Source organism: Photobacterium sp. GJ3 (genome assembly GCF_018199995.1).
In the GTDB taxonomy this organism is placed as follows: Bacteria; Pseudomonadota; Gammaproteobacteria; order Enterobacterales; family Vibrionaceae; genus Photobacterium.
On record NZ_CP073578.1, the window covers coordinates 2,461,599 to 2,485,585 of the forward strand.

The 23,987-nt window shown below is 50.3% G+C and carries 23 protein-coding genes, 1 tRNA gene and 2 pseudogenes; 9 read left to right on the top strand and 17 right to left on the bottom strand.

Features of this window, described 5'->3' with window-relative positions:
• The first annotated feature begins 47 nt into the window (after window positions 1-47).
• Window positions 48-764: a hypothetical protein gene (locus KDD30_RS11180; RefSeq protein WP_211645949.1), complete on the top strand. Its 717-nt coding sequence runs from the start codon at window positions 48-50 to the stop codon at window positions 762-764.
• Between the two features lie 36 nt (window positions 765-800).
• On the opposite strand, the gene flgJ is transcribed toward KDD30_RS11180, so the two are convergent.
• The 11 genes and pseudogenes from flgJ to KDD30_RS11235 form a co-directional block, all read right to left on the bottom strand.
• Entirely contained in the window at window positions 801-1,802 is a 1,002-nt protein-coding gene (flgJ, locus tag KDD30_RS11185) for a flagellar assembly peptidoglycan hydrolase FlgJ (protein ID WP_211645950.1), read from the bottom strand.
• 53 nt (window positions 1,803-1,855) lie between these two features.
• Window positions 1,856-2,934: pseudogene (locus KDD30_RS11190) on the bottom strand (flagellar basal body P-ring protein FlgI).
• A 46-nt stretch (window positions 2,935-2,980) separates the two neighbouring features.
• A pseudogene (flgH, locus tag KDD30_RS11195) lies at window positions 2,981-3,750 on the bottom strand (flagellar basal body L-ring protein FlgH).
• A gap of 18 nt (window positions 3,751-3,768) precedes the next feature.
• Window positions 3,769-4,557 carry a flagellar basal-body rod protein FlgG gene (flgG, locus tag KDD30_RS11200; RefSeq protein WP_211645951.1) on the bottom strand — a complete coding sequence of 263 codons (789 nt, stop codon included), beginning with the start codon at window positions 4,555-4,557 and terminating at the stop codon, window positions 3,769-3,771.
• 17 nt (window positions 4,558-4,574) lie between these two features.
• Entirely contained in the window at window positions 4,575-5,324 is a 750-nt protein-coding gene (gene flgF / locus KDD30_RS11205; RefSeq protein ID WP_211645952.1) for a flagellar basal-body rod protein FlgF, read from the bottom strand.
• A 232-nt stretch (window positions 5,325-5,556) separates the two neighbouring features.
• Window positions 5,557-6,858 carry a flagellar hook protein FlgE gene (gene flgE / locus KDD30_RS11210; RefSeq protein ID WP_211645953.1) on the bottom strand — a complete coding sequence of 434 codons (1,302 nt, stop codon included), beginning with the start codon at window positions 6,856-6,858 and terminating at the stop codon, window positions 5,557-5,559.
• Window positions 6,859-7,103: 245 nt separating this feature from the next.
• Complete coding sequence (locus tag KDD30_RS11215) at window positions 7,104-7,817, bottom strand: flagellar hook assembly protein FlgD (protein ID WP_211645954.1); 714 nt, start codon at window positions 7,815-7,817, stop codon at window positions 7,104-7,106.
• An 18-nt stretch (window positions 7,818-7,835) separates the two neighbouring features.
• Window positions 7,836-8,252, bottom strand: coding sequence for a flagellar basal body rod protein FlgC (gene flgC / locus KDD30_RS11220; protein ID WP_211645955.1), 417 nt, complete (start codon window positions 8,250-8,252; stop codon window positions 7,836-7,838).
• Window positions 8,253-8,255: 3 nt separating this feature from the next.
• Window positions 8,256-8,651, bottom strand: coding sequence for a flagellar basal body rod protein FlgB (gene flgB / locus KDD30_RS11225; RefSeq protein ID WP_211645956.1), 396 nt, complete (start codon window positions 8,649-8,651; stop codon window positions 8,256-8,258).
• A 162-nt stretch (window positions 8,652-8,813) separates the two neighbouring features.
• Window positions 8,814-9,644: a protein-glutamate O-methyltransferase CheR gene (locus tag KDD30_RS11230; RefSeq protein WP_211645957.1), complete on the bottom strand. Its 831-nt coding sequence runs from the start codon at window positions 9,642-9,644 to the stop codon at window positions 8,814-8,816.
• Between the two features lie 19 nt (window positions 9,645-9,663).
• Window positions 9,664-10,581: a chemotaxis protein gene (locus tag KDD30_RS11235; RefSeq protein WP_211645958.1), complete on the bottom strand. Its 918-nt coding sequence runs from the start codon at window positions 10,579-10,581 to the stop codon at window positions 9,664-9,666.
• A 137-nt stretch (window positions 10,582-10,718) separates the two neighbouring features.
• Here KDD30_RS11235 and flgA point away from each other — a divergent pair, with 137 nt between their 5' ends.
• From flgA to KDD30_RS11255, 4 genes are all read left to right on the top strand, one after another.
• Complete coding sequence (gene flgA / locus KDD30_RS11240) at window positions 10,719-11,426, top strand: flagellar basal body P-ring formation chaperone FlgA (RefSeq protein WP_211645959.1); 708 nt, start codon at window positions 10,719-10,721, stop codon at window positions 11,424-11,426.
• Between the two features lie 75 nt (window positions 11,427-11,501).
• Window positions 11,502-11,813: a flagellar biosynthesis anti-sigma factor FlgM gene (gene flgM / locus KDD30_RS11245; RefSeq protein WP_211645960.1), complete on the top strand. Its 312-nt coding sequence runs from the start codon at window positions 11,502-11,504 to the stop codon at window positions 11,811-11,813.
• Between the two features lie 41 nt (window positions 11,814-11,854).
• Window positions 11,855-12,280: a flagella synthesis protein FlgN gene (locus KDD30_RS11250; protein ID WP_211645961.1), complete on the top strand. Its 426-nt coding sequence runs from the start codon at window positions 11,855-11,857 to the stop codon at window positions 12,278-12,280.
• A 282-nt stretch (window positions 12,281-12,562) separates the two neighbouring features.
• The gene (locus KDD30_RS11255; RefSeq protein WP_211645962.1) at window positions 12,563-13,204 is read left to right on the top strand and encodes a trimeric intracellular cation channel family protein; all 642 of its coding nucleotides are present in this window, start codon (window positions 12,563-12,565) and stop codon (window positions 13,202-13,204) included.
• Window positions 13,205-13,278: 74 nt separating this feature from the next.
• Here the strand turns inward: KDD30_RS11255 and KDD30_RS11260 are convergent, their stop codons facing one another.
• Window positions 13,279-13,707 carry an LPP20 family lipoprotein gene (locus KDD30_RS11260; RefSeq protein WP_211645963.1) on the bottom strand — a complete coding sequence of 143 codons (429 nt, stop codon included), beginning with the start codon at window positions 13,705-13,707 and terminating at the stop codon, window positions 13,279-13,281.
• Between the two features lie 8 nt (window positions 13,708-13,715).
• Complete coding sequence (locus tag KDD30_RS11265; protein ID WP_211645964.1) at window positions 13,716-14,351, bottom strand: FlgO family outer membrane protein; 636 nt, start codon at window positions 14,349-14,351, stop codon at window positions 13,716-13,718.
• Between the two features lie 256 nt (window positions 14,352-14,607).
• Between KDD30_RS11265 and KDD30_RS11270 the strand changes: the two genes are divergently transcribed.
• From KDD30_RS11270 to KDD30_RS11280, 3 genes are all read left to right on the top strand, one after another.
• A complete protein-coding gene (locus tag KDD30_RS11270) occupies window positions 14,608-15,750 on the top strand; it encodes a flagellar assembly protein FlgT (RefSeq protein WP_211645965.1) in 1,143 nt (380 codons plus the stop codon).
• Between the two features lie 55 nt (window positions 15,751-15,805).
• A tRNA-Arg gene (locus tag KDD30_RS11275) sits at window positions 15,806-15,882 on the top strand.
• A 258-nt stretch (window positions 15,883-16,140) separates the two neighbouring features.
• Window positions 16,141-16,314 (top strand): hypothetical protein, encoded by a 174-nt coding sequence (locus KDD30_RS11280; RefSeq protein ID WP_211645966.1) that lies wholly within the window; start codon window positions 16,141-16,143, stop codon window positions 16,312-16,314.
• Between the two features lie 85 nt (window positions 16,315-16,399).
• Here KDD30_RS11280 and gltX read toward each other — a convergent pair whose 3' ends face one another.
• Entirely contained in the window at window positions 16,400-17,824 is a 1,425-nt protein-coding gene (gltX, locus tag KDD30_RS11285) for a glutamate--tRNA ligase (protein WP_211645967.1), read from the bottom strand.
• 282 nt (window positions 17,825-18,106) lie between these two features.
• Between gltX and KDD30_RS11290 the strand changes: the two genes are divergently transcribed.
• On the top strand, window positions 18,107-18,736 hold the full coding sequence (locus KDD30_RS11290) for a DUF2057 domain-containing protein (protein ID WP_211645968.1): 630 nt from the start codon (window positions 18,107-18,109) through the stop codon (window positions 18,734-18,736).
• A 154-nt stretch (window positions 18,737-18,890) separates the two neighbouring features.
• On the opposite strand, the gene KDD30_RS11295 is transcribed toward KDD30_RS11290, so the two are convergent.
• The 3 genes from KDD30_RS11295 to zipA form a co-directional block, all read right to left on the bottom strand.
• Window positions 18,891-20,018, bottom strand: a complete 1,128-nt coding sequence (locus KDD30_RS11295; RefSeq protein ID WP_211645969.1) for a porin — start codon at window positions 20,016-20,018, stop codon at window positions 18,891-18,893.
• 568 nt (window positions 20,019-20,586) lie between these two features.
• Window positions 20,587-22,599, bottom strand: coding sequence for an NAD-dependent DNA ligase LigA (gene ligA, locus KDD30_RS11300; protein WP_211645970.1), 2,013 nt, complete (start codon window positions 22,597-22,599; stop codon window positions 20,587-20,589).
• A gap of 175 nt (window positions 22,600-22,774) precedes the next feature.
• Complete coding sequence (gene zipA, locus KDD30_RS11305; RefSeq protein WP_211645971.1) at window positions 22,775-23,866, bottom strand: cell division protein ZipA; 1,092 nt, start codon at window positions 23,864-23,866, stop codon at window positions 22,775-22,777.
• Window positions 23,867-23,987 lie beyond the last annotated feature (121 nt).

Here is a 23,987-nt window from a genome sequence, read left to right on the forward strand (position 1 = left end):
TAAGCATTAGCGACTAATGTGAAACAGAACTCATAATGGAGATGAAGATGTTTTACACTCAAAACCTAATTTTGCTCACAGCCACGCTCACAACAAGCCTGGCATACGCGCAATCAGAAACAAATGCGTTTGATTCGAACGGTTATCCTATCAAGGTTGATACCACACAACTCTACCAGGATCCCGAGACAAAAATGATGCACGGGCCAGAGGGGCATCAGTATATTCATACGGGCACTTTCAAAACGTTCGATGCATTTGGAAATCAGATGATCAAAGATTGCTCCGAAACACTTCTCTTTACCGATCCGAATCATCCGCCTGATTTCAGTATTACCAATCTGCCTGATCCGAGCTGCACACTCCAAAGGCTGACCACAGAAGATTATGAAGTGTTATCAGCCCAGGATCTTCAACCACCTAAAAAGAAAGCTCAAGTCAAAACGCAGGAAAACGGGAACATTGCTCTGTTAGACAAGGACTGCAAGAGATTTGGCTCCTATGCGCCACCCAATGTCTGGAGCTATCCAATCCCCGTGGCAAGTCATATCGGGGTCACAACCTACAAAGTCAGCTCAAAAATCTTAGGGGATACACTGGTGCTGACCTGGGTCCGATTCTGGTCACAAGAAGATAAATGGGCAGACAGACAGTTTAGTGGGAATGGCTGGATCAAAGTGACAACAGGCAATGCGGCATCGAGTGTTTACACCACCTATAAAGGGGTTCCTTTCGGTTCTTCTGTTGAAGGCGAAATTTGCTGAGTCATGAGGACGGCAAGTCGAGAACTTGCCGTACTTTTACTTCATCAGCTTTTTCACCGACTCCATCACATTGATGATCTTATCGGCGTATTTCGGATCGGTCGCGTAACCGGCCTGATGCAGGTTGCGGATAAAGCGGCGCGGATCCTGCGGGGCAGCCAGTGCTTCTGAATAGCGCGGGTTATCATTCAGGAAACGGACATAGTCATTAAAACTATCTTCGTAACTATTGTAAGAACGGAATGCCGCACGCTCCTGAACCGGAATCCCGTCGTGATATTCCAGTGTCTGAGTGGCCACTTTATTGCCGGCCCAGCGCTGATCCGCTTTGATATTGAACAGGTTATTACTGTCACCCGCGGCATTGCGGACCACTTTTTTGCCCCACCCGGTTTCCAGTGCTGCCTGCGCAATCAGGACAGCAGGATCCGTACCCAGCATACCTGCAGCTTTCTCAGCAAAAGGACGCATGCGTGTGACGAAATCCTGTGGGGAAGCAAAAGGTTTTTCCTGCGGCTGACGCAGAGGCGGTCTGACAAATTCTGTCGCAGCAGTGGCCGGTACAGCTTCGCTGGCAGGCTTATCCGCCAGATTGGCATCCGGTTTCGGCTGCGCAAAAATTTGTGCCAGCACATCATCCGCAGACGTCTGACGCGATTGCTGCAGCGCTTCAAAGTTTGCCGCAGTCTGCGCATCGGCCTCCGCCTGCGCTTCCGGTGTGGCAGCCGGCTTATCCATGGCGCTGAGTTGTTCAACAATCAGATCCGCCAGCCCCAGCGATCCCCGGGTACTCAGCTCACTCGACATCTGCTGATCCCGCATCTCTTCAAAGAACTTGGTATTCGAACTGCTCATCAGGTCGGAGTCGAACACTTCGTTGGCCTGACGCATCGATTTAAACAGCATTTGCGTAAAGATAGCTTCGAACTGCTCTGCGGCAGCTCTCAGGTTTTCTTTATCGCCCTTCCCCTGAATCCCGGCACGCAGCCGGTCCAGGTTTGCAAGGTCGTTGATAAATCCAGGATCCGTCGGTTTCATCTTTCTTCTCAGCCTGTATTCCGTCGCCTGTTCACATCAAGTCAGGCGTACCATTAAATAATGATCAATTGACCTTCAATCGCGCCGGCCTGCTTCAGTGCCTGCAAAATCGCCATTAAATCTGAAGGGGCCGCACCAACCTGATTGACTGCGCGCACCAGCTCATCCAGTGTAATACCCGGTTCAAACTTGAACATCCGGGAATCTTCTTCAGTCACTTCAATTTGTGAGTTTTGCACCACGACAGTTTCTCCGCCGGAGAAAGGATTCGGCTGACTCACGATTGGATTTTCCTGAATCGACACCGTCATCCCGCCATGGGTGATTGCCGCGGGTTTCAGCTTCACATGCTGACCGACCACAATGGTGCCTGTCCGCGAATTCACAATAATTTTTGCCGCCCCTTCCGCCGGGTCAAATTCGATATTCTCGATGGTGGCAAGAAATGCCACACGCTGGCTGACATCTCGCGGCGCACGAACGCGTACCGAGGTCGCATCAACGGGTGCAGCCATATCCGGCCCCAGAAATTGGTTAATGGCATCCGCCAGGCGCTGTGCCGTTGTGAAATCGGATTCGAAGAGGTTGAATGTCAGATGATCGCCCCGGCTGAATGGGTTCGGTACTTCCTGCTCGACCATGGCACCGTTGGCAATCCGGCCAACCGTTGGGTTATTTCCGACCAGTTTGGAACCATCAAGCCCTTCGGCACTGAAGCCACCAACGACCAGGCTCCCTGCGCGACGGCATAAATTTTCCCATCCAGACCCCGCAAGAATGTCTGCAACAGCGTACCGCCCCGGAGACTTTTTGCCGAGCCGATCGACGACACCGTAATATCAATGCGCTGGCCCTGCTTGGTAAACGGCGGCAATGTCGCATTCACGGCAACTGCCGCGACATTCTTGGTTTTGGGTTTGGTGCCGGGCGGCAACTGAATGCCGAAGTTCTGCAACATGGCATTGAAACTTTGATCGGTAAATGGCGTGGTTTCGCCGGTGCCCGGTAAACCCACAACCAGACCATAGCCCGTGAGCTGGTTACTCCGCACCCCGGCGACTTCAGAGACATCCTTAATCCGGGCTGCCTGTAGCGGAAAGGCCATTAACAGGGCGAGTCCTGCCCATAGCATTGTTCTGGTCACTGTCATCGTCTCGTCGTCGGGTGAGTTTTATCTGTTACAGGCTGACGTTAAAGAAACGCGCCAGCCAGCCTTGTTCCTGAACATCCTGTCGATCGCCGGTGCCGGAATACTGAATCCGCGCATTGGCAATCCGGGTCGATTCAATGGTGTTTTCCTGCGTAATATCATCCGGGCGAATAGTGCCACTAACACGGATATATTCGTCTCCCGTATTCAGGGTCAGCCATTTTTCGCCGCGAACCAGCAAGTTCCCGTTTGCCAGAACATCGACAACTTCTACAGAGATATAACCCTGAATGCTGTTGCTTTGATCGGCTGAGGTGCTGCCGGTAAAGGTACTTTCGTTACTGACCGCATAAGAAATATCACGATCGCCAATCTTCAGCGGCTGGCCGCCTAACGTCAGCGGGTCCATGCTCAGGTCTGTCGATTTATCGACATCCGTACTGGCGCTTTTGTTGGCTTTGTTTTTCTCTGCCAGCAATACTGTCACGATGTCACCAATCCCGCGGGGCGGGTGTCATCGTACATATCTTGTGCCAGGGCCTGACTGAACAGAGAGCCGGTTGCTGTCGCGTAATGCGCAGGCTTTTCTTGCGGACGGACACCGGTCCAGGCCGGGTCTCCCGCCTGCGGGTCATCCCGGCGACGGACCAGATCAATCAGATCGCCGCCCGAGGATTCCTGCTTGCCTTCGACCGCATCAACATTGGTTGTCGCCTGAGTTAACTCATCACGCTGTTCAGGAAGCTGAACACAGCCCGTTAAACCCAGAATGACCGCAGTGAGTAGCCAGTTCCGCATCATCGCTCTATTCCTTGATTAAAGTTGCTGATTCACGTAACTCAGCATCTGGTCGACGGTTGAAATCACTTTGGAGTTCATTTCATAAACCCGCTGGGCTTCAATCATGTTCACCAGTTCTTCCGTGACGTTCACGTTAGACGTTTCCAGCATCGACTGACGCATCTGTCCAAAACCTTCCAGCCCCGGAACACCTTCCTGCGGGTCACCACTGGCGCCCGTTGGCAGGAACAGGTTCTGACCAATCGGCTCCAGACCACCTGGGTTGATGAAGTCCACTGTGGTCAACTGACCCAGAATCACGTTTTCCTGCTGATCACGGATACGGGCTGAAACTTCACCATCAGTTCCCACGGTAATCGCTACCGCATCTTCAGGCACCACAATTTCGGGCTGCAGCAGGTATCCACCGCCAGAAGTCACCACCTGACCTTCCTGGTTCAGCGTGAACTGGCCATTTCGGGTATAGCCAATGTTGCCGTCCGGCAGCAGGATCTGGAAAAAGCCATCGCCTTCGATCATCAGATCCATCGCGTTGTTCGTGGTCTGAGTATTACCCTGCGTATGAACTTTCTGGGTTGCAACCACTTTTGAACCCGCACCCAGCATCAAACCGGATGGCAAGGTTGTATCCTGGCTGGACTGACCGCCCGGCTGGTTAATATTCTGATAAAACAGATCTTCAAAAACCGCACGGCTCTTTTTAAAGCCAATGGTTGAGGCGTTTGCCAGGTTGTTAGAAATGGTCGAGATATTGGTTTGCTGAGCGTCAAGACCGGTCTTACTGACCCATAGAGCTGGATGCATGTGTTATTCCTTCCGAATTAGCCCAAACGCAGCAGAGACGAAGACGCCTGGTCCATTTCCTCTGCGGTTTTCATTAACTTAACTTGCATTTCAAAATGACGCTGAAGGTCAATCATACTGGTCATTGCACCCACGGCATTGACGTTACTGCCTTCCAGCGCGCCATTGAGCAACGTGACCTGTGCATCGGCATCAAAAATTTGTGCCGGCACTTTTGATTTAAATAATCCATCAACGTCTTTAAAGAGTTCATTGTTGGCTGGCTTCACCATCTTGATCCGATCCACCACTTCCATCGCGCCCGCAGGTGCGCCTTGTGGCCGAACCGCAACCGTGCCGTCTTTGCCAATTTCTATCTTACTGATTGGTAGCGGAATAAAGATAGGACCACCGGTTTCCCCCACCATCAGGCTGCCATTGCTGTTCTGCAGCAGACCCGTCTGGTCGATTTTCAGATGTCCGGCACGGGTATAAGCTTCCTGACCGCTGGCATCCAATACAGCCAGCCAGCCATCACCTTCCACGGCAACATCCAGATCCCGGCCTGTGGTCATCACAGCGCCCTGAGAGAAATCCTGCCCCGGCCGTTCTGTCATGGTAAACACTCGGCTCGGCATGCCTTCGCCATACGCCTGCATGCTGCGCGCCTGTTCTAAGTCAGCGCGAAAGCCGGTGGTACGAACGTTAGCCAGGTTATTGGCATGAACTTGCAAGCCATACATATCTTGCTTGGCGCCGCTCATGGCCAGATAAAGTGCACGATCCATTTTGAGTCTCCCAATCAGTACTGTTGGGATATAAGCAATATACGTACCAATTTAATCGGAAGTGAGGAATGAAGCAGAAATCGCCTTAAGATCAGCCGATTATTGGGGCTTGGTTTCCAATTTACGATTTGATGACGTTCAGAGTGCCAAAATTATGACTGGATAAACGGGGGGACAATGGACAAAGATTGCCGCCTGAAATGGCAGGCGGCAATCGGGAGGATTCGAGCGATTAACGAATTTGCAGAATGGTCTGTTGCAGGCTGTTATCCACTTCCAGTGCACGAGAGTTCGCCTGGAAGTTACGCTGCGCGGTGATCAGATCCACCAGTTCCTGCGTCATGTCGATGTTAGACTGTTCCAACGTACCACTCTTGACCGCACCGAACGCACCGAAAGTTGCCTCGCCCCAAACGGCTGCGCCTGAATCTTGACTCACATCCCACTGTGTACCGCCCTTTTTCAGGAGGCCCTGCTCATTGGGAACGCGCACCATACCCACTCGACCCAGGGTGATGTTCTCACCGTTACTGTAGGTGGCGACAATTGAGCCTTTTGCATCAACATCCACTTTCGCCAGATAGCCGGTTGTTGCACCATTTTCGCTGAAGCGACGAACTTCAAACGGCGCCGCATACTGTGTTGGGGCGTCGAAGTTGAAATTCAGTGTCTGAGACCCATCGGCACCATTCATGTTGATCCCGGCCGCAGCAAACTGCTCAGAAACCATAGGGTTACCACCGTTCACCTGCGCCACAGTCCCGTCGAAGTTGAAATCCACGTAGGCACCGGCATGGCCAGACACATTGGTTGCAGCACCGCCATCAATGTCAATCGGCTTTTCGCCGTCTGCATCAGTTACGGTATAGAAGGTTGCCCAGCGGTTGGTCTGTGTGTTGTCTTTCACATAGTAGCTGGTCATCTTATAAGGCTGACCCAGCGAATCATACATGGTGACGGAAGTCGCTTTGTTATAAGTGTCCGGATCTTCAAAATTGAAGTCGTTCACTGATTTCGGCTCACCGTTGGCTGGCAGGTTCACACCGATATCAACCTGACTGGTTGCTTTTGGCTGACCAAACTGATCCGGCACCTTCAGTGCCTGCGGTTCATAGGAAACCACCTGATCCGTGTCTTGGTCGACACCATAACCCAGCAGAAACTGATCTTCTGAGTTCACGATGTAGTTATCTTTATTCAGATGGAACGCACCGTTACGGGTCAGACTGTTGTTATTCGGCTCCAGACGCTGATCTGCAACGGCGAAGAAACCCGTGCCTGAAATCCGCAGATCCATCGGGTTATTGGTGTAAATACTGGAACCTTCGTGGAACTGCTGCGCCACGACAGAAGTCTGCACACCGCCACCCGTGGTGGTTTTCGGATTCGAGAAAATTGAGTTGGAGTACACATCGCCAAACTCAGCACGAGATTCTTTAAAGCCATAAGTGTTGGCGTTGGCAATATTGTTACTTGTGGTGTTCAGATCTTTCTGAGCAGCGCCCAGACCACTGAGTGCGACGTTGAAGCCCATAACTGACTCTCCTGAATTCTGTCTACAGCGCGTATTTATTGTTCACCTGCCGTACCCTCTCGCCGGCAGGCGCTGTGTTTCATACCAATCAAAGTAAGTAAATGATCAGAAATAGCGCAGGAAAAATGGTTGAGAACAAGGCAGATTTTTTAGATCAGTAGTCGTTCTACAATCAAAAAATCTCACGCCGTTATCGAGCATTTGAACAAGCTAGGATGACCAGTTATTTACTGCGATTGGTATCATTATGCCTTGCCGACTTCCAGTACTTCAGCCAGCTTGATTGGTGATTCAAATCCAGCCAGATTCAGCATGACATTGCCATCACCGTTGCCCAGCAGCACGCTGTTCACGTTGGCGTAAGTCGATACATCAAATTCGGTGCTCTTACCATCGGCAAAACCACTGACTTTCAGTTGATATTTGCCGGCAGGCAACGCATTGCCGGTGTCGTCATTCCCGTCCCATGCCACGCGGTGATCGCCGGCAGGTTTCGAGCCCAGATCGAAGGTACGCACCAGCTGTCCCGCCGCATTTTCGACGCGGACCACTAGGTTATTCAGTGATTGCGGCAACTTCACCATGCCAGACACACCGCCTTCAGCTGTTTTCGAAGCCGTTGGGTTCGGCACCAGCACATCACGGCCAACCAGAGAGGAGGCCTGCAATGCCTGATTTGATGTCATCGCTGCGTTCAGACCACCAAACTGATCATTCATTTTGCTGATCCCATCGACCGTCGCAAATGAGGCCATCTGAGCGATCATCTGATCATTCCCAACGGGCTTAAACGGATCCTGCTGGGATAATTGTTTGGTCAGCAGCGACAGAAAATCTTCCTGCTTAAGTTCCTGTTGTCCCGTTACTTTTTGCTCAGACTGCAGTTTTTTCTCCTGCATACTCTTGAGCTGGTCAACATAGGACAAAGGGTTTTGACCTGTGCCTTGAATACCGGTCATGTCAGTCACTCCCTACCCTTACTGGCCCATCTGCAGTGTTCGCATCAGCATTTGCTTACTGGCATCTGCGACCTGAACATTGCTCTGGTAAGAACGTGAGGCAGAGATCATGTTTGCCATCTCTTCCATCACATTTACATTTGGTTTGTAGATATAGCCTTCAGCATTGGCTAAAGGATGCGCTGGATTGTATTCCGCCGTCAGGGGTTTCTGACTTTCGACAATCGCTTTCACGCGAACCGGCACACTTTCATCACGCTGATAACTTGCGCTCTGCAGTGCCGCTTCAAACACCGGATGACGTGCCTTATAAGTTTCCGCCGCAGAACTGCTGACGGTATTGGCGTTTGCCATGTTACTGGCCGTCGTGTTCAGACGTACAGACTCCGCACTCATTGCCGAACCGGTGACATTAAAAACGTTAAACAAGCTCATGGATTATTCCCCTTTTAATGCCTTGCTCAGGTTCTTGAATTTAGAGCCCAGAAAATCAAGCGATGCCTGATATTCCAGCGCGTTTTGCATAAACAGGTTTTGTTCCAGTTGGGCATCGACCGTGTTGCCATCGCCAGTATCTGGCTGAGTCGGCACACGGTATTTTTGTTCACCCATCACTTTCGCAGAGGCAGCAATGTGCCGCTCATTGGTCCGGCTGAGGCCAAACTTTGCCTCCGAGGTTGCCGCCTTCAATGCGCGTTGAAAGTCCAGATCTTTTGCTTTATAGCCAGGCGTGTTCGCGTTTGCGATATTGCTGGCAAGGGTTTCCGCCCGTTTACCGCGCACGCCCACCGTGTGCTGGTGAACGCCTAATGCTTTATCAAAAGAGATGGCCATACTCTGCCTCCTGGATTACTTGCAGATATAACTGCAAGGGGCGTGCCAAAAAGTGCGTATCGCGAGTGAAAATCAAAATGAAAGGGCAGGAAAAATCTGAGCGCCTCAGAAGCATCATCGTCCAGCGCTGAAAGCAAAAGGGCCCAAACGGGCCCTGAGTGATTACTTCAATTTGTAGATAATGCCTGGATTACAGCGAATCATCTCGAATCTGTCAGTCAGTCCGGTCAGCGACTCAGAAGCACCTAACAACAGGTAACCGCCGGGATTCAGGCTGGCTGCCATCTGATTCAGGACCTTCGCTTTCATCTCTGGTGCAAAATAAATCAACACGTTCCGGCAGAAAATGACATCGAACTTGCCCAGCAGCGCGTAGCTGTCTTTCAGGTTCTGCGGACGGAAATTCACCATCTGCTTCACTTTACTGGTGATCCGCATCCGGCCATTGCCGATGGGCTCAAAAAACGCCTGACGGCGCTCCGGTGACAGTCCGCGGCTCAGCGCAAGATTGTCATAAACCCCCGTCCGGCACATATCCAGCATGGTTTGCGAAATATCTGTCGCGGTAACCTGTGTTCCAAGAGGTAACATCCCCGGCCGGCGTTGCTGTGTTTCCAGCACTGTCATGGCGATGGAATAAGGTTCCTGACCCGACGAACTCGCGGATGACCAGATCCGGATCGGACGCTTGTTACCGGCCAGCTCAGGTAAAATTTTGTCTGCCAGGACAGTGAACGGGTAACTATCGCGAAACCACAAGGTCTCGTTGGTCGTCATGGCATCGACGGCCGCGACACGCAGCTCACGGTTACGGCCCGTAATCACGTTCTGCAATAATTCAGAGAGTGACGCCAGGCCAAAACGGTTGACCAGCGGACTCAGGCGGCTCCGCACCAAGTACTGCTTGCTGTCGCCAAGAACAATACCGCATTGTCCTTCCAAAAAACGGCAAAAATCTCGATATTCCTGGTCTTTAATTGTTATGGCTGTCATCTACTACTCTAACGTCAGTTTATTCAGGCATGGCTGCTTTGACAGCAGCACCCAGTTCATCGGGATTAAACTTGGGAATAAACGCATTGGCGCCCACTCTGTCGACCATGGCCTGATTAAATACCCCGCTCAATGAGGTGTGCAGGATAACATGTAAATCTTTTAGTTTGTCATCATTTCTGATGGCCGCTGTCAGGGTATAACCATCCATTTCTGGCATTTCGATATCTGAAATGACCAAATCCAGTTGTTTATAGATACTCTCCTCTTCGGCCATCTGACGCAGCTTGAGGAGCGCCTCTTTTCCATCTTTCACCAGCAGGCATTCACACCCAATGGATTCGATTGCACGCTGGACCTGTTTCCGGGCGACACTGGAATCATCAGCAACCAGAACACGGCGGGTCACCGGGTTCTCATTCAGCATTGCTTCACGCAGCGTTTCTGACACTTCAGTGGTTCTGGGTGAAATTTCATCCAGAATCTTTTCCACATCCAGAATTTCGACCAGTTCGCCGTCGATCTCTGTCACCGCAGTCAGATAATTCGAACTGCCCGCACCTTTCGGTGGCGGCAGAATCTCTTCCCAGTTCATATTAATGATTCGCTCAACTGCGGACACCAAAAAACCCTGCACAGAGCGATTAAACTCGGAGATGATCACAAAACAATTCTCTGTGTTTTCAATTGGGCGACCACCGGTTGCCAGACTCATGTCGATCACAGAAATGGTCTGACCACGAATATGTGCAATTCCTTTCACCAAAGGATGGAGATTTGGCATAGCGGTCAACTTCGGGCACTGCAAAACTTCTTTCACTTTGAAGACGTTGATACCGTAGCGCTGACGGCGGTTCAGCTTGAAGGTCAGCAGCTCCAGGCGGTTTTGCCCCACAAGCTGAGTGCGCTGATTCACAGAATCCAAAATCCCCGACATATACGTGACTCCAAAGTTGTCGAATAGAATTGTTGTTAAAATAGACAATTTAGCAGGATAAACGAGAAATCCGACTCAAAATCCCCTATCATGGTGCAATTGTAGCCCCTGAGAACGACCTAAAAAGAGCAAAAACCGTGACCGAAAGAACACATTTTACACTCTGTTTGATCTTTATCGGCATACTCTGCGGTTTCTTAAGCGGGAATGCAATTGCTGCAAGCGATAACTTACTCAGTAATGTGCGACAGGCAGCAACAGATCACATCCGGGAGTTGGTGGCCCAACCAGACCGGGGGAGTCTGGAGGTGAACGCCACTGCATTAGATAACCGCTTACGAATCAGCGCATGCCAAGAACCCCTGCAAACGTCGGTGCCCGGTAATCAGTCACTGACCGGCAATGTCACCGTTCTGGTCAGTTGCCCGACATCAGGCTGGCAAGTTTATGTTCCGGTTCAGGTCTCTTTATTGCTGCCACGCGTTGTCGCAGCCAAACCTTTGGCCCGGGGTGCAGTCATCACTGCTGCCGACTTACAAGTCAGCCAGGTGGAAAGCCGTTTTCAACGGAGTATCGTCTTCGAGTCCCCAGAACAGGTGATTGGTTCAACGGTGAAGCGAAACATCAATATGGGCGAAGCGGTAGAAGGCAACGATATTTGCCTGGTTTGCCGGAATGACTCGGTCATCATTAAAGCCGGACAAAGCGGCCTGAACATCGTCACGAAAGGCACAGCACTGTCTGACGGTTCACTGGGTGAAGAGATCCGGGTTCAGAATACGAAGTCCCGTCGTATCATTCAGGCCAGAATCACCGCTGTGGGTGAAGTCACTGTCAGCTACTAAAAAAATGCTAAAGTTATACAGAGCCTTGCCGATAGCAGGGCATCAACGATGAAATCTGTTTAAGGCAACATGATTATGGCAAGTATTGATTCCCTGCGTAGCGGTCAGGTTATGACCAACCTGCGCAACAGCAGCAGTACGAACACCACACAAGGCAGAACGGAAGCCCGGGAAGAATCAGGACATACCCCAAAAGATGCGGTGTCTCTGAGTTCACAGGCGCGTGCCGTGGGTCAAATCCATCAGCAACTCGCGACAGAGCCCAGCTTTGATCGCACCAAAGTTGAGGCCATCAAAAATGCCATCAACAATGGTTCGTATCAGATTGATGCTGATCGCCTGGCAAACAATATTCTTCGATTTGAGGACGAACTCCGCGGGCTCTGATATCATCAGACGCTCGCTGCTACGTCCCCGGAGTCAGAGTTATGTCGCCAACCATTGAACAATTACTTGCCCAGCAACACGCCACACTCGAGGTGCTGCTTCGCTTATTGACACACGAGCGGGATGCCATTGTGAAGCGTCAGCCTGGCGACATTACCCGGCTAGCCAACGATAAAAAAGATCTGGTTGATAAAATTCAGCTACAGGATCAACAAATTGCCCGACACACCCAAAGTAGCCGGCTGACAGAAAGTCCGGAACTGGCAGAGCAGGTTCAGACTATTCAGGCGCTGGTGAGTGAATGCCAGCATCAAAATGAGCTCAATGGTGCCGCACTCCAGCGAGCCCAGCTTAGTTTTCATAAACTGAATAATTTGTTCCAGCAAAGTATGGGTCATCATCAGACCTACAACAAAGAAGGCGTTGCCCAGAACCTGCGCTCTTTGGGAACGAATCTGAAAGCCTGAAATTTTTTCGGGCTCAATCCAGCACCGTCAATGAATTGACTCCTTCATTCTGCTTTCTGAACCTTTATTTTCTTCTTAAAAACCAAAGCACTAAACTGCACCTACCCTTCATTCATGACTTCCCCATCGTGCGTTTGATTCATGCCATGAATCTCATGACACACCATCCGTCAGGATTACGTCAGCTAATGTAAAAATGGAAAAATTTCATTGGATATTGATGTGAATCACATTTACCATGGCAGCATTTCTCCCCACCTTTCACTAAGAGTTTGATTTTTCATGCTGTTAACCGTTTTATACATTGTCGGAATCACTGCAGAAGCGATGACAGGCGCCCTTGCAGCTGGCAAACGCCACATGGACTGGTTTGGTGTGATGCTGGTCGCCAGCGCAACTGCAATTGGCGGCGGCACAGTGAGGGATATTTTACTGGGGCACTATCCGCTAAATTGGATTGCCAATCCGCAGTATCTGCTGATTACCTGCATTGCCGGTCTGCTGACGACCTGGACTGCTCCACTGGTTGTCCGTTTCCATAAAGTGTTCGTGTTGCTGGATGCGCTGGGATTAATTGTCTTCAGCATTCTGGGCTGCCGGGTTGCCATGAATATGGATCAGCCCGTGATTATCTGTTTCATGGCTGCGGTTGTAACCGGCGTCTTTGGGGGATTACTGCGAGATTTGATTTGTCGACGAACCCCGCTTGTTTTACACAAAGAGCTGTATGCATCCGTGGCATTTATTGCGGCAGGACTCTACATGGCACAACTGTACTTTGCCGTGCCGGAAAACATTGCCATCGGAATCACCCTGGTGACCGGATTCCTGCTTCGAATCGCTGCGATCCGCTTTCAGTGGCAATTACCGGTGTTCCGCATTGAAGATTCTGCTGAGCAGTCAAAGGGAAACATCAGCCACTGATTGAACCCTTCAAAAAAAGCGGCAAGGTCATGCCTGACCTTGCCGCTTTTTTTATCCTATTCATTTCAACGCGGTTAAAACAGAATTTCCTGATTCGCCGGGACATGGTAAACCTCGCCCTGCTGTTTCATCCGTTCCATCTTATTGAGATCCAGCTGCATTTCTGTCACATAGCTGTCTCCCACCGGATAGCTCCGAATCACCTCAGCGCCACGGATCACGCCGTCCACTGCGCCGTCTGTTTCTTCTGAACCCAACTGTTGATCGGTCAGTCCCGCGCGAGCACTGATTCGCATCCCGTAGACCTGCTCTGTCAACTCACGGTAAGCATCCAGTTTAGAAGCCCGCATCGCTCGAATTCTTTTTTCTTCAATCGTCTGACCACGCTGCTCTGTAATTGAAGCATACCCGACTGCCGTGATCAGATTGATATCGCGAAATTCTGTTAACGGCTGGCAACCAGACAGGGTAATCAGCAAAACAGCCATCCACCAAAACCGCATAGTGACTCCTAAGGTTTTAATATGATCGAATTGTTCTCAAATTTTGTCGCTTCAGAACGGATCAACACCCCATTCTCAAGCCGCATTTTATTCAGGGTATCCAGATCGCGACCGATCCGATCTTCCGGCAAAAAGCCCTGCGCACTGGCGATCACAACGCGCGAACGCATTCCAATCACGCGGGCATTGATCAAGACACCACCGCCCTGACGCAGCATCGTTCCCGTCAGAACATAATCGACCGGCTGTTCAGAAGCCAGCTCTTTCCAGTTCCGGCTGAGCGAAAAATCACCTTCCGGCGTCACACGAATTGCACCCGTCGCTTTATAGTCCACCACAGTAAAACCAAGTTGCTGCATGTGGTACATAAAGCCTTCTGACACGGCATTCCCCAGCCAGTTTGTTTCGTTCATTTGCTGAATATCAACAAAGGACGTGACAGCTAAAGGGGTTTTTGCAGTCAGATACTGGTTGGATTCCACCAGTTGCTTCGTCATCCCTTCGATAAAAAAGTCGATGGTATGGCGAGGGGTTTCCGTCAGCAAAAAATTGCTGCCGGCATAGCTCTCTTTACCGTTATAAACGGGTGCATACGTACATGATGCTGTCAGCAGCGACAACAGCAAGATGGTCCATTTTTTCATTCTACCCTGCTCCGGAAGAAACGAGACAATGGCCTTTTATCGCCTCTTATCTCGAAAACTTTATCACTTTTCATTGCCACGCTCCCAAATTGACGTTTTAGGAACGCTCTTTGCATACATCATCCAGCGACTTGGGATGTTGGCAATGGAAAAAGCTGTTAGGCTGATTGACTTGAACACAAATGCTGACTCAACCTGAACGACACACAAAGTAAAGCAACATTCGTACCGAAATTATCCAGAGACTGGAAAAACTATGAAAAAGACGCTCAGGAATGCCCTTCTGGGTCTGGGAATATTGACTGCAATTCCTTCGCAAGCTGCCTGGTTTGAAGTCACTGGCCAGGCCATCATGCTGGAAAGCAAGTCTTCTGCCCGGACCAATGCAATTGAAGACGCCGTCTACCGCGCCATGCATTTTGCAGGGGCTGACTTTTCCAGCTTTTCCAGTATGAAGCCCTACTTCCAGGAAGACCGGAAAGACTATCAGTTCAACGGCAGTGAAGTCCGCCATGTTCAGATCAGTAAAAGCTATACCAAAGACGGCAATTACTACGTCACTGCCAGAGTCGATATTTACCCGACGGCAAAAAGTTGCCACAACGTCCAGTATAAAAAAGGCATGCTGATCAGCGATTTTTCCATTGCCGTACCGCAACAGGCTGCGCTGGGGGGCATTTATCAGGTGGGGAAAGATTTCACCCAACTGCTCAAGCGGCAAATCGGTAAGCAATCACAAAGCTTTGTGATCACCGGGACCAGTGCCGTACCGGTTCAGCCGGAGAACCCCAGTGCGATGATGATGCTGGCGGAAGACTTTGATGCGCAATACATCCTGAGCGGACAAATCACGGATCTCACCTCAACACTGGATCAGAACCGTTTTTCCAGCGATACCATCAACCGTCAGTTTTCTGTCGAACTCCAGGTGCTGGACGGCAAAACCGGGGAGATGATGTTACAACGGAAATACAGAGAAGTGGCAGAATGGCCCTTCTCCCGGATCAGTCAGGTCGATACCCAAAGTGCGCGCTTCTGGGTTTCGACTTATGGGGCTGCCCTGCAACGAGTCAGCCGGAATATGATGCTGGATCTGGAATCGTCACTGGCATGCCGGGCCAGTTTGCCGGAAGTCATTAACGCACATGGCAATCTGGTGCAAATGAATGTTGGCAGAACCCATGGTGTTCGTCAGGGCGATGAACTCAAGCTCTGGCATACAGCCGGATTTATTGATCAGTATGGTATCTCTCGCAACCGTATGGTCGAGACCGAGATCAGCTTAGTTGTTAACCGTGTCTATGAAACCTCAGCAGAACTGAGTGTTCAGCAAAGTGAACTTGCGGCAAGCATTCAGCCTGGCGATTTACTGACCAAGCAACCGCCACGCAGGTACTAATCGCTTAAAAAACATCGTCTTTTGGGTATAATGGCCTTTCTGAATTTCCAGAAAGGCTCCCTTAGCTCAGTAGGATAGAGCGTCCCCCTCCTAAGGGGAAGGCCGCAGGTTCGACTCCTGCAGGGAGCGCCATTTCCAGCAATTTCTTACTCGCTTTCACGCCGTCTCAATATTTGGACAACTCGCTGCTTTTTCGGCAAATTCCTGAAATTTAACCTTGCTGATCCTGTCTGTGTCTTTGAAAAGATTCTGCGTCTTTTTAATAATTGAAAATTATGATCTTGTTCTAGTCTAATAGTGATAAAGACGGAGTGATTTCAAAAACGCAGAGTAATCCGCCATAAGGTTGCTTTGAGGAATCACCTTATGTCGTCACCACAGGAGAGAGCTATGAAAAAGTTCGCAATGTTCGCGACTGCCGCGCTGATGGCACTGAGCTTTAATGCAATGGCCTACACCTTGTCCGGCACACCAACGCAAATCCCGAGCGATGCCATGCAATACTGTGCTGGTGCACAAAACTTCTGGGTCTGCGTGGACAACTTTGAACGCCAGAACCGATAACGATAGCCAATGTATAAAAAATGTATAAAAAAAAGCGGAGGCTGAGGCCTCCGCTTTTCATGAAATCATGACGGATTTCTGGTGATTAAGCGTTTGCTTCACGCGCAGCGATGTAATCCAGCGCCATCTGAATACGGGCAATCACACGAGCTTTACCAACCAGCATCATGACAGCATCCACTGAAGGAGACTGACCCTGACCGGTCACAGCAACACGCAGTGGCATGCCGACTTTCCCCATTCCCAGCGCCAGCTCTTCGCAGGTTTGCTGAATCAGCTGATGCAGTGCATCCGTGTTCCAGTCTTCCAGTGCTTCTGCTTTCTGCTTGGCCAGCGCCAGTGCTTCTTTGGCAACCGGACGCAGATGCTTCTTCGCAGCGTTTTCATCAAAGGCCGTGAAATCTTCAAAGAAATAACGTGACTGAGCAGCCAGCTCCACCAGTGTATCGCTGCGCTCTGCCAGCAGTTTAATCACTTCTGTCACTTCCGGGCCACCCGCCGTATCGATTCCCTGGTGATCCAGATGCCACTGCAGATGTTTTGCAACATAAGCTGGCTCTGACGTTTTGATGTAGTGATGATTCAACCAACGCAGTTTGTCGGTGTTAAATGCAGATGCCGACTTACTGATATCATTCAGGCTGAACAGCTTAATCATCTCTTCCTGCGTGAAAATTTCCTGATCACCATGAGACCAGCCCAGACGAACCAGATAGTTCAGCAGAGCTTCCGGCAGATAACCTTCGTCACGATATTGCATCACACTGACAGCACCATGGCGCTTCGACAGCTTGGCACCGTCATCACCCAAAATCATGGCACAGTGTGCAAACTCTGGCACAGGCGCACCCAGTGCTTGATAGATGTTGATCTGGCGTGGAGTATTGTTGATATGGTCTTCACCACGAACAACATGGGTAATTTCCATATCCCAGTCATCCACCACTACACAGAAGTTGTAAGTCGGGCTGCCATCTGTGCGACGAATGATCAGATCATCCAGCTCGCTGTTACTGATTTCAATCCGGCCACGAATGTGATCGTCAAAAACCACACTGCCTTCTTTCGGGTTACGGAAACGGATCACGAATGGTGAATCTGCTGTTGCAGCTGCGTTCGCTTCAATGATTCGCGGATGATTCGCATCGTAGCGCGGCTTCACGCCTGCAGCCATTTGCGCTTCACGGATTTCATCCAGCAATTCTTTCGGACAGTAGCATTTGTACGCTTTATCTTCTGCCAGCAGCTGATCAATCAATTGGTTATAACGGTCAAAACGTTTGGTCTGGTAGTACGGGCCTTCATCCCAGTTCAACCCTAACCACGTCATTCCTTCCATAATGGCGTCGATAGCTTCCTGAGTGGAACGCTCAATATCCGTATCTTCGATACGCAATACAAATTCACCACCCGTGTGTTTGGCATACAACCAGGAATAAAGCGCAGTACGAGCACCACCAACATGCAGGAAGCCTGTTGGACTAGGAGCAAAACGAGTTTTAACCGTCATGAAAAGACCTTCAATCTAATGATTCAAACAATGAGCGAAACAGGAAGAATTTACGCTGTCTGCAGTACCGGCCATTCTACCACCGCCGGGGCAATCCTCAAATGCTCAACCATTGATTCCTGAGGGCAATGTAAGTGACGTGAAAACAGAGCCTCTGAAAGTGACCCCCTTCAAACTCTCCAAGATTGTCAGTTTTACCGCTTTACCCTTCACGTGCACTCAGTAAACTGTATTTTGACACACGAACCAGCGGATCCCCGCTTGCGCTAAAGGATTGCCATCATGAAGTTGAAAAAATTATTCCTGTCATCTGCGCTGTTGGCTCTGACGGCCCCGACCATGGCACAAGTCAAACTGGAGCTGCCAAAAGGTGTCCACCTTCTGGTTGTGAATGAACAAGATGCAGGGTATTCCGCGCTGGGTTTTAATCACCGGCCCGTGCTTGAGTTGCCAGATGGACAGAATCAGGTTGTCTTCAGAATTGGCAAGATTGTGATGGAAAGCGGCAGCCTGAAAACCAAATATGATTCTGTGCCGATTGTCGCGTTATTTGATGCCAAAGAGACAACACTCTCGCTGGAGGTTCCGAATATAGAAACGCTCGCGCAAGGCCAAGCATATGACAAAGACCCGCGTTTTCAATTACTGAATCATGGGCAGCCAGTGAATGTTAAGTCCGACCAACTTGCTGTCGGCTTTACTTTGTCGCCAGATTATCTGCAACTGACACGAGACTATAACCGTTCCGATCGTGTGGCGTCGCTGAAAACGAATCCTCGTTCTGCAACGCCTGTTCAGCAATCCGTCCCAACAGATAGCAAAGCGGATGAAATGCTCAAATACTGGTTTGAGCAGGTAAGCCCGGAAAGTCGTAAAGCGTTCTTAAGCTGGGCTGTTCAAAACATGGATTAATTCCACTTTCAAGAGAATATTGGAATGAACAAAACAAAAAGCACCCTCTCGGTGCTTTTTGTTTTCATCACAACTGACATCACATCCACTGAAAACAAAAGGACCGGCCCACAAGGGACCGGCCAAATTGAATAAGGCAGTAGCAGTTCAGCGATTAGAAGTAGTACTCGACTCCCCATCCCCAACCGAACTCAGCATCTGAGTCGTCTTTCGAAATCATATAAGGGCGCACATAAGTGATTGCAGAATCATCCAGGAAGTACAAGATATTTGTAGAAACGATGTAGTCCTCGGAACCAGATATAGATTTTCCTTTCGCATCGGCTTCCAGATTCGCCGCATAGTTGGCTTTAAACTGCCAGTTTTCTACGCCACTATAAACCAGACCGACTGAGTAGCTTCCCTGCTCAATGTCCATGTCCGTGAAGTTAATCTCACTTCCATCAACATTAAACTTACCATCATCATAGTCAGCAGCTTCGTGTTTGTACGCACCGTAAACACCAAAGTCACCCAGATTCAGCTCAAAGCCCAGCAGATATGCATCTGTATCCGATTTAGTGCTGCCTTTAACCTCATCAAACTTAGGCGGATTGCCGGGCTGTTGTGCCAGATAGGCACGGTAGAAGGTCGAGTTTGCACTGACGTCGCGGTCAGAGCCTGCTTCATACGCCGCATGCAGCGTGAACAGACCTGTTGAATAATGTGCGCCGACGCCGTAGAAGTTGGAATCTTTGTCATCCTCAGTACCACGGCCTGCTGCCACATTAAAGGTGAAGCCGCTGTAGTTGCCTGAATCGAAGCGAACCATGTTTGATTGACGGTCGTAACGTGCACCACCAACAACATCACCGCCCCAGTCGAAAATTGCACCCGCGCGCTGACCTGAGTATGGCCAGTCGATCACTTCATACAATGGTGTCAGCATACGGCCCAAGCGAACCCGGCTACCATCGTCGAAACTTGCACCGATATAGGTATCACGAACACCTAAACCTGAGTTACCGCCCGCGTCACCAACATCACCACCTTCCAGCTGCCAGATCAGGTTCGGACCACGCGCCAACTCTTTTGAGCCACGCAGACCAAAACGGGATTCGTTAACCACATTCAGTGGGGCGTCACCACCACCAATTTTATCTTCACCGAATTGCCACACAGAAACTGCAACCTGGCCGTACAGATCCACTGTATCTGTCGCAGGTGCGGCTTGCGCCGTTGTTGCAACTGCAGCTGATGCAATGGCTAAACCTAAAAGCGAACGCTTGAACACATTTTCCATGGAAAAACTCCTAAAAAAACTAGCTGTAGACCTGACGCCAAATAAGGTTGGCCGCCGTTGACGACAGGTCACTCTCCCCAATATGTCAGTCAAACCTGATGTGAGTTTGCTATTCCATATTTTGTTTGGTTGGGAACTTTAATCAGTTCAAGGGTAAGACTACTTTCGCGGCGCAAAACATCAATCAGAAGTTAATTTGTCGTTAAAAAAATATGATTCAGCGCAAATTTATCTGGTATCAGTGATCCTAGTCATGGTTCCATTAAATGGCTTTTATTAATTGAATTAAAATCTTATATTTCAGTTAGATATAAAAATAACATTCTTACTACTGCGATCTTGATTGTACTTTTCTGCATGTTACAACATGTGTTTCATCTGATTGTAAGAGATCGATTCTTATATAAAATATGGAATATATGGGCAGGTGCTTATATTCATAAAAATGATTTAGCATGCTCGGATGACGAGTAATAATTCGAAACAAAAAAAGTATGATAATAACGTGATATCAAAAAGCCCGCCTTATTCGGCGGGCTTCATCTTGATGAGTGGATTGAAAAAAGTGTCACTCGTTCATCTGGGCAATCAGTTGGTTTTCATCCCAGATTTCAATGCCAAGCTCTTGCGCTTTCGCTAATTTAGATCCGGCTGCTTCACCAGCCACCAGCAAATCCGTCTTCTTGGACACACTGCCTGTGACTTTCGCACCCAGCGCCTGCAATGCTGCTTTCGCATCCGTCCGGCTCAGTTGAGACAAAGTTCCCGTAAGTACCACGACTTTACCGGCAAGCGGGAGTTCGACATCCTCAGAAACCTTTTCAATCGCAGGCCAGTGAATGTCCTGCTCAAGTAACGCTCGGATCACATCCCGGTTATGCGCCTCGCTAAAGAAATTATGCACATGAGCGGCAACAATACCGCCAACATCCGGCACTTCAATCAACTGTGCTTCTGTTGCAGCCATCACAGCCTCAAGCGTCAGGAAATGATTCGCCAGATTCGCCGCAGTCGCTTCCCCGACCTCCCGGATACCCAATGAATACAAAAAGCGTGGCAACGTTGTCGTTTTCGCCGCCTGGAAGGCATCCACCAGTTTCTGAGCTGACTTCGGTCCCATGCGTTCCAGACCCGTCAGAATCCCGGGGGAAAGCTTGAACAGATCGGCCGGCGTCGCGACCATTTCTTTATCCACTAACTGCTCAATCACTTTGGTGCCGCAACCATCAACATCCAGCGCTTTACGCGAGACAAAGTGCTTCAGTGCTTCTTTCCGCTGCGCTTGACAGATCAGGCCACCGGAGCAGCGGGCAACGGCTTCGCCTTCCACACGCTCAATCGCCGACTGACACACCGGGCATGCCGACGGGAATTCGATGGGGGTTGCATCTTCAGGACGACGGGAAGTCACCACAGAAACAACCTGCGGGATGACATCACCTGCCCGGCGGATCACGACGGTATCTCCGATCATCACCCCCAACCGGGCAATCTCATCGGCATTGTGCAGCGTTGCGTTACTGACCGTGACGCCACCGACCATCACCGGAGCCAGTTTGGCTACGGGGGTAATCGCACCGGTTCGCCCCACCTGAAATTCCACATGATTCAAGACAGTCAGCTCTTCCTGTGCCGGGAACTTATAGGCAATAGCCCATCTGGGCGCACGGGCTACGAATCCAAGCTGCTGTTGCTGGGCGATGTCATCCGCCTTGATTACAACCCCGTCAATTTCGTAACTCAGTTGCTGGCGCTTCTCGCCAATGGCCTGATAGAAACCAATCACCTCCGCCAGATTCTCGAGTCGCCGGGTTTCCGGGCACATAGGCAGTCCCCAGTGTTTTAACTGACACAGCCGCTCATACTGGCTGTCTGCCAATTCAGCACCTTCAACCACACCCACAGAATACGCATAAAAACTCAGCGGACGGGTGGCTGTAATGCGCGGATCCAGCTGTCGCAGACTGCCTGCTGCCGCATTCCGGGGATTGGCAAAAATTTTCTCCTCTTTCTTTGCAGCACGTTCATTGAGTTCTTCAAATCCGCGTTTTGGCATAAAAACTTCGCCACGCACTTCAAGCCGGGATGGCCAGTCGTCACCACGGAGTTTCAGTGGAATGGCACGAATGGTCCGGACATTGGCTGTAATGTTCTCGCCTGTGGTGCCGTCCCCGCGAGTTGCTGCCTGAACCAACACCCCATTTTCGTACATCAGGCTGACGGCCAGCCCGTCCAGCTTAGGTTCACAACAATAAGCCACTCTGGCCGTTGCGGCTAAGCGCTCAGTCAGACGACGGTGAAAATTCGTCAGGTCTTCATCCGAAAATGCATTATCAAGCGACAGCATCGGCAACTCATGGCTGACCTGAGTAAACGCGGCAAGCGGTTGCCCTCCAACGCGCTGACTTGGTGAGTCAGAGGTCACCAGTTCCGGATGCTCAGCTTCCAGCTTCAGTAAAGCCTGCATTAAGCGGTCATATTCAGCATCCGGGACTTCAGGATTATCTTCCACATAATATAGATAACCGTGATGTGCGAGCTGCTCACGTAAGGCGGTCAACTGTTCTTGGATGTCTGTCATTGCTCTTTCCTAACTCAATTCTTAATCCAGTATTGTCCATGCCGTGAAAAGACCTGAACAATTCACCCGGCCTGTGCTGTGTCTGAATCTGCCGGATGCCGATGATCTGCGGTTCAATAACTAGGGCCCCAAAAAGGGGCCCTAATGATTCAATCGATGCCTGAATGATCAGGGCTTAAAGATAAAGCTTGGCTTTCTCGCGACAGGCTTTCAGTCGCTGCGGCGTGATCAGATTTCGCTCATGATCAAGAATATCCGCACTCAGCTCATCCGCCACACGCTGTACGGTTTGCAGCATCAGATTAAAATTATCATCCGCACGACCGTGGCAAGGTAGCATCAGATAAAAAGCAATGCCCGGTGTTTCAAATTCATCGATTTGATCTTGCGGAAAATATCCCGGACTGACCATATTCGCTACGGTGAACAGAACTGGCTCGGTGCCGGTTAAATCTGCATGGCGATGATACACCGAATTGTCACCGTAAATCAGATGGTGTCGCTCCAGGCACTGAAACAGCTTCACACCGGAGAGCAGTTCACCACGACGGGCATGAACATTGAGCACCAGAAAATCAGGCTCCAGGGCAACAGGTGCCTCTTCAACCAGTGTTTCTGGCTGGTTGTGCAGTTCAGCCTGCTGCGCCTGAATCGGAGCATCAGTCACTTCAGCCTGCTCGGAAGTTGCAGCATCACTCGATAGCGGCGATTCAGCCGTGAACGCTGTAGTCACGGTAGGTTGTGTTGTCGGCTGTTCTGGTTCATCGACCGGGGCAGGTTCTGTGGTCATTTCAGCGTGCGTTTTCGGCAATGCATCCAACTCGGATTCCTGAACAGATTCCTGAGCGGGAGCTTCTTCCGTCATGGTCTGAAGATGTGACGCAGTTTGCGTCGGGGCAATCACATCTGAGGTTTGTTCAAGCTCTGGCTGATTCTCTTGCCGCTGAGCTGTTGCAGGCGTCACTGGCGTATCCAGCAGCGGATCCACATCCAGTGCATCTCCGAAATGCAGTTCTGGCTCTTTTCGCTCTGACCGCTTCGCTGGTACCTGCTCAGCAGGAGGACTACCCGCGATGACCCGAACAGAACCAATACCATCCTGATCAAAGCCTTCCGTATCTTTCTGTTTGCCCTCACCCAGACGGCCGATTGGCTTTTCACCAAACTTCGCGGGCTTGTCCTTCCGGCTCGACCATAAACCGTGCAAAAGAAGTGCGGAGATAGCCAGCACTCCGACAATAATTAGAACCAGACGCAATTCCTGCATTATGAATACTCTGAATATCTTGTTTACCTGAACCAAAACGGCCAGAACCAGTGAGTCTTTACCAACCTGCCACACAGGCGATCAAAAAAGACCTAACTGAGCGAGCCACACCTGAGACAAT